At 60.0% G+C, this 11,284-nt stretch carries 9 protein-coding genes and 3 pseudogenes; 10 read left to right on the plus strand and 2 right to left on the minus strand.

What is annotated here, in order from left to right:
* The first annotated feature begins 257 nt into the window (after positions 1–257).
* Positions 258–1,118, plus strand: coding sequence for a transglutaminase-like domain-containing protein (locus ACW4E8_RS37280; RefSeq protein ID WP_456809069.1), 861 nt, complete (start codon positions 258–260; stop codon positions 1,116–1,118).
* 426 nt (positions 1,119–1,544) lie between these two features.
* Here ACW4E8_RS37280 and ACW4E8_RS37285 read toward each other — a convergent pair whose 3' ends face one another.
* Positions 1,545–3,137, minus strand: coding sequence for a SagB/ThcOx family dehydrogenase (locus ACW4E8_RS37285; protein WP_456809059.1), 1,593 nt, complete (start codon positions 3,135–3,137; stop codon positions 1,545–1,547).
* 687 nt (positions 3,138–3,824) lie between these two features.
* Between ACW4E8_RS37285 and ACW4E8_RS37290 the strand changes: the two genes are divergently transcribed.
* From ACW4E8_RS37290 to ACW4E8_RS37330, 9 genes and pseudogenes are all read left to right on the plus strand, one after another.
* Positions 3,825–4,343, plus strand: a complete 519-nt coding sequence (locus ACW4E8_RS37290; protein WP_456809060.1) for a hypothetical protein — start codon at positions 3,825–3,827, stop codon at positions 4,341–4,343.
* A gap of 118 nt (positions 4,344–4,461) precedes the next feature.
* Positions 4,462–4,722, plus strand: a complete 261-nt coding sequence (locus tag ACW4E8_RS37295; protein ID WP_456809061.1) for a hypothetical protein — start codon at positions 4,462–4,464, stop codon at positions 4,720–4,722.
* Positions 4,723–5,194: 472 nt separating this feature from the next.
* Positions 5,195–5,384: pseudogene (locus ACW4E8_RS37300) on the plus strand (IS5/IS1182 family transposase); the annotation flags it as partial.
* A gap of 159 nt (positions 5,385–5,543) precedes the next feature.
* Positions 5,544–5,894 (plus strand): cation-transporting P-type ATPase, encoded by a 351-nt coding sequence (locus ACW4E8_RS37305; protein WP_456809062.1) that lies wholly within the window; start codon positions 5,544–5,546, stop codon positions 5,892–5,894.
* Between the two features lie 125 nt (positions 5,895–6,019).
* Positions 6,020–8,943, plus strand: a pseudogene (locus ACW4E8_RS37310) (Tn3 family transposase).
* Positions 8,940–9,842, plus strand: coding sequence for a hypothetical protein (locus tag ACW4E8_RS37315; RefSeq protein WP_456809063.1), 903 nt, complete (start codon positions 8,940–8,942; stop codon positions 9,840–9,842). The pseudogene ACW4E8_RS37310 and the gene ACW4E8_RS37315 overlap by 4 nt, the downstream one beginning before the upstream one ends.
* The gene (locus ACW4E8_RS37320) at positions 9,839–10,027 is read left to right on the plus strand and encodes a hypothetical protein (protein WP_456809064.1); all 189 of its coding nucleotides are present in this window, start codon (positions 9,839–9,841) and stop codon (positions 10,025–10,027) included. The genes ACW4E8_RS37315 and ACW4E8_RS37320 overlap by 4 nt, the downstream gene beginning before the upstream one ends.
* Positions 10,028–10,308: 281 nt before the next feature.
* Positions 10,309–10,524 (plus strand): DUF3303 domain-containing protein, encoded by a 216-nt coding sequence (locus ACW4E8_RS37325; protein WP_456809070.1) that lies wholly within the window; start codon positions 10,309–10,311, stop codon positions 10,522–10,524.
* A 34-nt stretch (positions 10,525–10,558) separates the two neighbouring features.
* Positions 10,559–10,981, plus strand: a complete 423-nt coding sequence (locus ACW4E8_RS37330; protein WP_456809065.1) for a hypothetical protein — start codon at positions 10,559–10,561, stop codon at positions 10,979–10,981.
* A 17-nt stretch (positions 10,982–10,998) separates the two neighbouring features.
* Here the strand turns inward: ACW4E8_RS37330 and ACW4E8_RS37335 are convergent.
* Positions 10,999–11,184, minus strand: a pseudogene (locus tag ACW4E8_RS37335) (transposase DNA-binding-containing protein); the annotation flags it as partial.
* Between the last annotated feature and the right edge of the window lie 100 nt (positions 11,185–11,284).

Below are 11,284 nucleotides of genomic sequence, written 5' to 3' on the forward strand. Positions count from 1 at the left end.
TGGCCACGATAGAGCGATTTGCTCTTCTTCATCGCTCCATCTTATCTGACCGACCGGCCAATGTGACATCACCATTGCACCCCAGCCTAACGCCCCTACAAAATGGCCTGGCAGGCATTGCGCCGCGCACCCGCGGCGCCCGCAAACGCAAACCGGTCCTCCACCGCTGGCACTACACTGAAATCGCAATCCACAGCAGTCTTCGCTGTCCGGATCTCTTTGCCTTTCTTCGGATCGTCGTCAACGCAAGGCTTGAGATGAACCGTCTCCGATACTCGGTGAGTCTGTCCTACGAGGTCATGGATCCCATGGCGGACTTCCGTCTGAACATTGAAGCCGCCAGGACTTCCCGGCAGGTCGTCGTTGCCGAGCAATTGACGTTCCCCCCGTCAATTCAGACCACCCACTACACGGATGCGGTGCTGTGCAACCGCCTGCTTAGAATGCGCGCACCCAAGGGTCACCTTGCCATCCGCTATGAGGCAGTCGTCGATATCGATCATCGCCTGGACGACTGCGATCAGTTGTCAGAAGTGCCTGTCGCCGAACTACCGTTCGATGTCTGGCACTACCTGGCGCCTAGCCGATATTGTGAATCTGACCGCCTAATGGAATTTGCGATGCGTGAGTTCGGGGGCATGCAGCGCGGCTATGCCCGCGTCTACGCAATTCGGGAGTGGGTGCGCAATCACGTGCGCTTTCTCTCGCGCTCCACCAACGAGCGCACGTCGGCGGTCGATACCATCGTGGAACGCACCGGTGTCTGCCGCGACTTTGCTCACCTGATGATTGGGATCTGCCGCGCCCTGAGCATTCCGGCGCGCATGTCCAGCAGCCTGGACTATGGGGCAGATCCGACAATGGGGGCGCCGGATTTTCATGCGGTGGTAGAAGTGTACTTGTCCCACCGGTGGTACCTGCTCGATCCCTCTGGCGTATCGATCCCGACGGGGCTGCTTCGTATTGGCACCGGCCGGGATGCCGCTGACATACCGTTCGCGGCGATATTTGGCAAGGTGGAATCGAAGCGACCCTCTGTCGAAATCCAGGCTGTGACAGACACAGCGGCCAGGATCGAAATGCCGATGTTCACTGCAAAGGCCATCTCCACCTGGTAGCCGGCGCTAGTTGGCCGCTGCCCCAACTGAGCCTTCTTCTTCCATGTAGTGCTGGACTTCCGAGTCTAGGCCGGCGGTCAATGGCAGGACGACTGTGATCAGCAGGCCCGCGCTCATCATCTCTTGCCGGATCGCTGGGCTCCCTCCGTCTGTACCACGTAGCCCTGTCAAGATGGGTTTTCCCGTTGCTTAGAATCTTCCGGGGCTAGCGTGCCCATGGACCTGGACTACTACCTCCAACAATCCAGGTCTCTGAAGCCTAGCTGTCAACGCTTCACACACACTCGTGATCTACATCATGGAGCGTTGGCATGCCGTAACTGCGTCTAGCCCGTCGTTCCCGTAGGCAGCGTACATGGCCGCTGAGCACAAATACTGAACGACTGCTTTCGGCGAGATTGACTGACCTGCTTCGTGTTGGGTGCGTTACTCCTGATGCGGTGCAGATACCGACAGGCGCTGATCGACCATGGCGCCGCCGACGGTAAAGTGATACAGGCTTTGCCAAGCGTGGTCCTTGATTCCGAGCATGGCGTGCATTTCATCATCGAAAAAGCAGCCAATCCCCGTGGCACGCTTTCCGGCCGCTTCAGCTTCAAGATAGAGCGCTTGGCCGAGCATGCCACATTCCCAGAAAAGATGGCGATAACGCCATGGTTGTTTCAGGGCGATTTCGAAGTTCGCGAGCATCCCCAGCGCAAAGCAGGAATCGGCGGCAATATCTTGGTGACAGCAGATCAACTTTGCCACCGCACGCAAATCGTAAGGCAGCAGAAAATAGAGTGGCAGATGGTCCGGCCCAGTCTTTTGCCACAGCCACTCCGGGCGCATAGCCTGTTTGAGGCTCGGCAGCGCCCCAGGGTTCCTCACTAGCACATACAGGCCCGGCTCCAGACCGTCCACGCGGTGCACCAATAGCGCCGGATGCACCGCGACAGGAGACACCAGCGCATTCCACGGTGGCGTGTCGCGACGTACCAACAGGCACGCCAGCATGGTGAAGAAAGCCGCAGTGGTGCTGCGCGTCGTACCATCGAAACTCGTGGCGCTGCGGCGCTGCCGAGCGATCTGGGCAAAGCTCAGATCGAGGGCGGGCGTCGCAGACCACAGGTGCGGCTCCGGACTTAGCGAGGTCGGTTCGCAAGTACGAGGCTTTTGCGTGGCGCGATGGATCGAATCGATATCCGGCCACCTCTGATGTCCCGTGCTTAGCTGATTCGCGTATCCGTGCCAGTGTGCCTTATCCAAAGCAGCCCACAGGCGCACTAGTTCAGGTTGTGCTTCAGGATTGCCGATCCAAAGCAGGACATCCGGCACCTCTGGTTCGGCTGCTCCGAAATCCTCGCTGCGGTCCAATCCAAGCAATGTGGCTAACGCATCGTCCGCAGCCGCCTCCGCCAGCCGCGTCTGCCAGCCGAGAGCCGCCGCCGCGTAACTTACGGCGGCGATAGCATGCCCGCAGTCATGCTGGCAGTAGCGCCAGGCGCGCATTCCGTATTTCCACGCCTCGCGCCAGTGGATCGAGCTGAGGCCGACCAGGATACCGCCGTCCGAAAACGCCTCGGTCCATCGCGGATCATCCACTGCAGCGCGATGTTCAAGCACGTGGTCGCGGCTCAGGTAATGGTAGACCCCGCCAGACAAGCCCGGCAGAGCTGGACACAGAAGGTAGCCCTCGGTCGGATGCAGATTGCCACTCGAAGGGTTGCAGCGCAGTGCCCACCGCTGAGCGCCATAGGATTTCCACGCTGACAGGCCGAGTGAGAGTTCGAACAGGATCGCCAGGGTACGAAGACTGAATCTCTGCGGGGGCGGAAGAGTGCCGGAGCGCAGCTCGTTGTAGCGTGCGGCCAGGGTGCCCGCAGCGAGCGGCAGAGCAATCCGCGGCGTGCCGTGAAACACCCGGAACGGGTCTGGCTGGGTTGCCCAGTCGAGTCCTCGGGGGCCGGGGGCATAGCTGTTGATACGGTGCTTGCTGCGTTCGTGATATTCAAGCAACGCCTGGGATAATCGGCCCATCTTCCTTCAGCCCAAGAATGCGCGCCGCACCCCGCTACCACGCCAGATGGCTCGACGTTGCCGCGCGGTCGTCATCAAGTTGGACAGGGCGCGTTGAGGCCGGCTGCTCTAACCGTCGCCGCTCCTGTCTGGGGCCCAGTTCTGGCCCAGTCTCCACAAAGCCCGAAAGAACTCCCCAGGGGGCAAATCGCACTTGAGGTGGTTTTGACGGTGTTCTAGGCTGCTGACGTAAGATTGCGCAGCCTTCCAGCCTGTGCCGCAAATTGCCCGACCCGGTCATCTTTGCTGAAGGGGCGAGCGGTGATGATGGTCTTCCCACGGCCGGCAGATTGGGTCAATATCGCATCAGTGTCTACACGCTTCCTGATTCAAAAGGGGGCGTCGCGCTATGCTTCTCGTGGGGTGTTGGGAGATAGCATATATCGCGTTACCGAGTAACGTGGGTTCGAGCTCGAGGTCGCCTTAGTAAGCACTTCCGAGGACATGTTCGATACTTGGTGCACGCTTGACACCCACTCGACGCGACCCCCATCAGTTATGCCAGTTGTCGACTGGGATCGCGCCGTCAATGATGGGTGGACCGACCTGCACCCGCCGCAATTCCAGGGCGTCGGGCCCCGTGCCGAGATCCGTGCATGGTTTCGACGAATCGAGGGAGTAACGGCCAGGCCGGAGTGAGGTAACTCTATGCGTACTTTTCTATATTTCACGTTGAATGATGTGGCCACCGCAAAATTGGCACAGGTGCGGCTCGGCGAGCTGTTCAACAGGTCTGAACTCGTCGGAGGACCGTGGTTCGTCCAGGGCGACAATCAGCCCGTTGAAGGGCTGCCGAGGACGGAACTTAGCCAGACCACGTATCGTGAAGAAACAGCGATCGGTGGCTTTGTTGTGGGGGTTATCGCGGCAGTGCCAGTGATACTCGCGTACGGGGCTTCCGCCGGCCCGGCTGCGAGCGTTGTCGCCTTCGTGGGTGGCCTCATGTTTGGCGGCATGATCGGCTGGTGGATTGGCGGGCTGATTGGCGCCAGGATCCGGCGCTTCGGCCTGGCGAGTAAAAAGCTACGACTCCCATCTGGAAAAATGCTGATGGTCGTCAGCTGCGATTCGAAGTCCAAGGACCTCATGAAGCGTACCATTCAGGAACTGGGTGGGGTCAGCGTCGACGAGCACAACGACTTGCTTCCGAACTTCAGATGGCAATGAGCGCCGGTGAGGTGAGTCTTACGCCGCTCCGAGTCGATGTCCACGGTAGCGAGTTCACTGGTGTCGTGTGTATTTGCTATGCCGAAAGCCGGGGAACATAGTTCTGGGGATGAAACGAATGGTGAATGATCTCGGCTCGACAATGGATTGGCTTACTGAATACCGAGGATTCGAAATCCGTGTTGCCCTTGTGAACACGTCCGAAGATATGTTCGACGCCTGGTTTCAGATTGAAGGTCCGATGAGGCCGCCTGGGGTCGCTGCGATTGGCAAGCGAGTGAAAGTCCACGGAGGACCGTTTAGCCGACGCTGGGCGCATCTCGTCGCGGAGCTTGCAGGCAGGGCAGCGGTGGATGTGATTCTGGGTGTGGATGAGTGATTTGTCACACCAACCCGCTTTTGCCGGTGCGGTACCGGAATCGCAATATCGGAATGGTTGTACTCCATGGAGACGTAGATACGTCGGGATGTCATCGTTGGAGACCATCGCGTTTCGATTGGCAGAGCCCAAACACGATCCACAGAGACCGGCGAATGTCGCCGGGTATTCAGTTCGATACAAGATAACTCGCACGGACGGGCGGCCAGTTAGAGAAGGCTTCGTGACAATGCAATCGTACGAACTTAACGTAGGCACCGATTTCTTCTCCACGGCCGAAGCTGCACTCGATTATGGTGAGGCGAAGGCTCGAGAGGACGTCTCGACGTTCTAGGCCGTTAGACAGCCGCTCAGAAAAAAGATGGGGATTGATGGCTCCGCAGCAGCGGCCGGCTCGGCAGCCGTACCTGTTTGCCATGCGCGATGGCGAACTGCCCGTTGACAGACTGTCGTCACGCCTTCCGACAGTCGCGCGGCCACGGGCAGCCACGCTTTCTACGCCTACTCGACAAATTGCCTGATAGACCTCCAGGCAGGAATCATCGTCGATGTCGAGGACGCCGGCCAATCGAACGAACGAGGTGAACTCGACCAAGACGATGATTGATCGGGTGGAGCAGCGCTTTGCATTCAAGCCTTCTCACCTGGTAGGCGACACTGCTGCTGCTTTCTGAGCGAATGGCCTGTCCTGGCCCGCGCATGTCCTTGACGCTTCGCCGGGACAGGGCACGACCAGGTATTGGGTGCTGAGCAACTTCATTGACATGGACACGCCCGTTAGGCTGGTACCGCTATATGTAAGTTCGCCGGAGGAATCCATCATGCCTACACCCGCCGTCAAAGCGGATTCCGCATTCTGGCAGCTCCCTGTCGCGGCGCTCTTGGAACAGGTGGCCACAAGCCCTGACGGACTGAGCAGCGCTGTGGCGGCTTCGCGCCTGGCACAGTTCGGCCCAAACCTGATCCATGGGGAGCGAAAAAGAGCGCTGATCCTCCAATTTCTGACCAAGTTTCGCAATCCCTTGGTCATCATTCTCCTCACTGCCAGCGCCCTTTCCGCTTTCACCGGCGACACCGTCAGCTTCTTCATTATCGGTACCATCGTCATCATCAGCGTGTCCCTCGATTTCGTTCAGGAATATCCGGGTGATCGTCCTTTTCCTGCAGATTGATACGGTTATGAGTCAGCCCCGAGCCATTTGTTGGTGTGGGTTGCAGCCCATTCGCCTGACCTTATTGCGGCCATCCGAGCACTTGTCGTACAGTTTTGTCCCGAACGACACCCCGAAAAGTGTAGATGTCGGCATTTGCGTATCGCTACGTTGGCAGGGAAGAGTTGCCTGCCCGTTTGACAGAATTTGACCTGCGGCAATTTTTTCAGCTCACCAGTGCTGACATCGCGGCAATACGGGAGCGGTTTCGGCCAGAAAGGTGCGCCGCGGTCGGCCTACAGCTCGTTTGCCTCCGGGCCTTCGGTCGGCCGTTGGACCGGCTTGCTGCCGTTCCGCGCAATCTCCTTCAGTACGTGTGCGAAGCTTTCTCCGCGCCGTTGCTGTCGATTGCCAGCCTGAAGACGCTGTACCAACGACGCCCGACGAGCATCAGCAATGGGTCAAGGAGCACCTTGGCATCAAGGCGTTCGATGTCAACAGCCAGGCCGCTTTGCTGGAAATGCTCCGCGTGCAAGCTGCCGCAGCGGCACACGTGGATGAACTTGTCACCACCGCCCAGCGATGGCTCTACGATCGCTGCCGCCTCATTCCCGGCCAGCGCCAGATCACCGACATGGCACGGCATGCATTTTCCGCCTACGAGGCGCAAATGCTCGCAGCGGTCAACCGCGCAGTGCCGGCGGCCACGCTGCAGCACTGCATAGAATCCGTCCGCAGTCCACGGGCTGACGGCTCTGCAACGCACCTCGAGTGGATCAAGGCGCCTTCCAGGCGCAACGGCCCCAAGAACCTCGCTGAAACGCTGGACAAGATCCGCTACCTGAAGTCCCTCGCTGTGCACGAGTGGAACCTGGATGACATCGCGTTGCCCAAACTGCGCGCCTATGCGCAGAAGGTGCAAGCAAGGCGCCCGGCCAAGACCAAAACACTGAAGGGGAGCACCCAGGCGCTTGAACTGGTGTGCTTTCTACGGAGAGTTTGCTGGAACTCACCGATATCGCGATGCACCAGACCAGCCGACGCAGCCAGGATTTGTTCCGACGCGCGGCCAGCACGGCGCAGTCGACGCACACCCGCTCTGCCGTGGAAGACAGGCAGCAGGCGCTCAAGGCCAAGGCCGTTCTGCAAGACAAGAGCAAGTCCACCACGCAGCGAGTGGATGAAGCCCTGAAGCACCTGGCCGTCGTCACCGACGCGGCGCAATCGAGCTTTGCGTCACACGTGCGCGCGGCGCTGACCGGTGACCATCAGCGGATTCACACTCTGCTGTCGAGCCTGGAAGACCTGGAATTTGGCGGCCGGGAGGACGATCCCGGCTTTGCGAACCTCAAGGCGTGGCGCGACCTGCAGACGAGGAAGCTCAATGCTCTGCCAGAAGACTTTACGGAGACCGGCGTTGGCACGGCGTGGCATGACCTCGTCCATGACCCTGATCCAAAGCGCGGCTATCAGGCCTTCGCTGCCTGCACGATGATGTCGCTACGAAATAGCCTGCGTCGGGGCAGCGTATGGATTGACCACTCGATGCGCTTTCGTGATGGCGACCAAATGCTCATCCCTGCCAAGGAGTGGGAGCGCGACCGTGCCAAGTATCTCGGGCTGTTGGGCCTGCCAGTCGCGGCTGATACCTTCATCGAACAGCTACTGGATACGCTTCGTGCTGGCGTGGCTGCGGTGGCCGAGGCCTCCGCTCAAGGCAAGATCGAAATTGGAGACGATGGCATGCTTCACCTGCCGGCGATTGTGCCTGTGGAGCAGGACGATGAGCCGCGCCGCACGCGCGACTTGATCTTCAAGACAATCGGCGATGTGCAGTTTCCGGACCTATTGCTGGAGGTCGACGTCTCGACCAATTTCAGCGAGGTGCTACTCGGGCACCGGGCGAAGTCCGTGGCCGAACTGCTGTCGACCTACGCGGCCTTGCTCGCCCATGGCACCGAGATCGATGCCAAGGGCATTGCTGCGATGATTCCCGGCATCGACGCCGCTCAGGTGTCACTTGCCATGCGCGGGCTGGAGACCCATGGCCGTTTGCGCAGGGCCAACGAGGTGGTGGCTGAATTTCAAGGAAAGATCCCATTAGCCACGCACTGGGGCACCGGAAAGAAGGCATCGGCCGACATGATGTCACTGGACGTTTCACGACATCTGTGGATCGCTCGTGTTGATCCACGTCGACGCACCTACGCGACCGGCATCTACACCCACGTGCTCGACAAGTGGGGCATCGTCTATGACCAACCGATCGTCTTGAATGAGCGTCAGGCAGGGGTTGCCATCGAGGGCGTAGAGCAGCACAACCGCAGCGAGGACCGTATCCGCCTGTCGTTACTGGCAGTGGACACCCACGGCTACACGAACGCCGCGATGGCCCTGGCCAAGGGCCTGAGTTTCGATCTATGCCCGCGGCTGCGCGATCTGGCAGAGCGCAAGCTGTACCTGCCTGCAGAGTTCAAAGTGCCGGAAGGCATCGAGCGTGTCACCACGAAGCGCTTGTCCTTGAGAGCCATACGTCTGGGTTGGGACGATTTCCTACGGGTGCTGGCATCGATCCGTATCAGCCGCATTAGCGCTGAGCTCGCGATGCAACGGTTAGGCAGCGCCGCCAGGACCAACAAGGCGCACAAAGCTGCCGAGCATCTCGGCCGGCTGTTGCGTAGCATCTTCCTGTGCGACTACGTGACCATTGAAGACTTCCGCCGTGAAATCCATACATTGCTCAGCCGGGGGGAGTCGGTGCACCAGCTGCAGCGCGCGATCCATGCTGGCCGGGTACCACACGAACGCGGCCGGCGAGGCGATGAGATGACGGCGATCTCGGGGGCTTCTGACCAACATCGTACTGGCGTGGAATACGCACCGCATGAACGATGTCGTCGAGCGACTTCGCAAGGGGGGCACGAATATCGAGGACGCTTGGCTGCGCCGCATGGGGCCGGGGCATTTCGGGCACATCAACTTCCGCGGGATCCTCAGCTTCAGTGTCGAGCGCTACATTGACGCGCTGATCCAAGGCCGCCGCGCAACAATCCGACAGGCTATGGCATGACCGCAACATCAAACGCCGCAGAGCAAAATCTGCCACAGATTGGCACACCGCAGTGGCTTGAGGCCGAGATACGGCAGTACCTTTGCAGCGGCAGCTACGACAGCAGCTTCGCAGGCTGGCCAGGCATGAACTTTGTCGACGTTGCACAAAAGGCGAGGCAGCGCCTGCTAACCGCGCTCGCGGAAGAGACCCTTGGGCGGGCAAACGGCTTTGGCTACCAGGTAACCTTGCCAAGCGATCTACATGCGTGGACGCGCAACAAGCTCGCACCAATGGTGCACGGCCTGTTTGGTGCTGATGAGTGCCCCGCTATCCTGGATATGCTCGCCCGCAACGTCGTATTCCTCACGCGGCAGAACATTGTCGCGGTCCTCATGGAGCAGCGATGGCTGTCGACAGCCTGGAACCTGGCGAACCTCTATCTGTATAGCGTGGATGCACCCGCTCTCTCGCAGCAGGCCTGCCACATCGAGGGTCTGAGCCAGGAAACCACCTGCTATGTCTCGATGTCCTACTTCGATGAAACCGACCCGTTCGCAGATTTCGTCGTCCACGAGGCAGCCCATGTCTTCCACAATTGCAAACGAACCACCATTGGGCTGGGCGAGAGCCGTCGCCAGGAGTACCTGCTTAGCATCGACTACTTCAGGCGCGAGACGTTTGCTTACGCGTGCGAAGCCTATAGCCGCATCAGTTCGATGGCTGCAAGCACCAGGCTGCGGCAGCAACTACTCGAGCGGCACGGCGAAGCCTTGCCGCCCCCGGACGACCGGGTCGATCACGGCGAATATCTCGACATCCTTGCCGAGGCCGTACGGGCTCGCAATGGCTGGCAACGCATCCTCAAACGGTGTGCCCCGGTTCAGAGGCGCCAACCTCACGTCACGAATACACCATGAGAAGGGATGGGTGCGAGGAAGAGTGTCATCAGGCACTCAAGGCATTCCTGCACGCACAGAGCCCCCACGTGCTGGCGGATCGGCTACCGCAGTCAGCTGACCGCGGCAGCGCGATCAACACGGCGTTGCAGCAGTGGCGCAAGATCAGCGCGCTGCAGGTAGCCGATCCGTTCGGCGCACCCTAAGCATGGTCCTCCTCCGTGTATCGCAAGGGCGGATACGGTGGGCAAGCGTGCCAATCTGCAAAGAAAGGACCGTGCAGTGCGAAACGGAGGATTACTAAGTCATTGTTCCAGAACGTCTTTTTAAGCCTGACCGTATCAATCTGCTGCAAAAGGACGATTACCCCATATAGAAGTAGGAGGGGGTGAGACACCACCATCAGGAGATGCCGCCATGAAATTCATGATGACCTTCCATTGGGCTCCGGATACGGAGCAGCGCGCTCGAAGCGATCGAGCGCTTTCTGCGAACCGGCGGGCTACCGCCGGAGGGCGTCCAGTTGCTGGGCAGATGGACCAGCGCCGATCTCGGGTCGGGCTTCGATCTGCTCGAAACCAATGATGCGGCCAAGCTCACCGAGTTCGCCTATCAGTGGAGCGATCTGATGGAGCTGGAGATCATGCCGGTCCTGGAAGATGCCGAACTGGCCGCCGTCCTCGGGCGCGTAGCCAAGAAATAGACCAGGCGCTTGTTGCGTAGCAACGCGATTCGACATGCACACAACCCGGCACGCCTCCCTTCGCGGCCTGAGGCGCTATCCGACTGCTGCCCGCCCAGGACGTTCGAGACGGGCGATCCTGGTCGCGCTTTTGTTACTGATCGGCTATGCCGCAGCCGATCTATTCTGGCCATCGCACCGCGATCTGAGCCGCTTCGATCCGATCGCGACCGGCACGCTGGAAACCAGGATGTGGCGCTCGTACTACGATCGCCGACCCGTCTCGCTTTTCCTTGAACTGGCGCAGACCCTGCGCACGCAGTATCGATTTCCGTGGCTGAGGTCGTACGTCGGCGCCTATTTCGGCGCCTCCGCCGCCTTCACCTTCAAGGAGGGAAAGCAGCGCAGCGACTACGAAAAGGCGTTGCCCGCGCTGCAGACCTATTTCACCCTGATCCACAACACGGGGGAGTTGTAACGCGGTGCACCGCGTTACAGTTCGGTCGTATCCGCGATGCACAGCACCACCGGAAACTGACCGGCCCTGGCCGCAGTGCGCTCCCAATGGGGCTGCATCACGTCCCGCCAATCAATCTGCTCATTGCCGAGAAATCGATACGCCGCAATGGTTTCCGACCAGCCATCGCATGCGCCCGGAATGCTCGCCGTAGGCTGGGCCGCACGGCCATTATCGGGCACAATGGGAGTCGTATTACTGTAAGTTGGCCTGGGCTTCCCCGCACTGCGCTCACGCTTCGCACTTGGCCTGACCGCCGCGGGC

It is taken from the genome of Cupriavidus sp. CP313 (assembly GCF_054072015.1).

Coding starts and splice junctions, on each gene's coding strand:
- ACW4E8_RS37280 (WP_456809069.1), top strand. CDS start 258: ATGAACCGTCTCCGATACTCGGTGAGTCTGTCCTACGAGGTCATGGAT.
- ACW4E8_RS37285 (WP_456809059.1), bottom strand. CDS start 3,137: ATGGGCCGATTATCCCAGGCGTTGCTTGAATATCACGAACGCAGCAAG.
- ACW4E8_RS37290 (WP_456809060.1), top strand. CDS start 3,825: ATGCGTACTTTTCTATATTTCACGTTGAATGATGTGGCCACCGCAAAA.
- ACW4E8_RS37295 (WP_456809061.1), top strand. CDS start 4,462: ATGGTGAATGATCTCGGCTCGACAATGGATTGGCTTACTGAATACCGA.
- ACW4E8_RS37305 (WP_456809062.1), top strand. CDS start 5,544: ATGCCTACACCCGCCGTCAAAGCGGATTCCGCATTCTGGCAGCTCCCT.
- ACW4E8_RS37315 (WP_456809063.1), top strand. CDS start 8,940: ATGACCGCAACATCAAACGCCGCAGAGCAAAATCTGCCACAGATTGGC.
- ACW4E8_RS37320 (WP_456809064.1), top strand. CDS start 9,839: ATGAGAAGGGATGGGTGCGAGGAAGAGTGTCATCAGGCACTCAAGGCA.
- ACW4E8_RS37330 (WP_456809065.1), top strand. CDS start 10,559: ATGCACACAACCCGGCACGCCTCCCTTCGCGGCCTGAGGCGCTATCCG.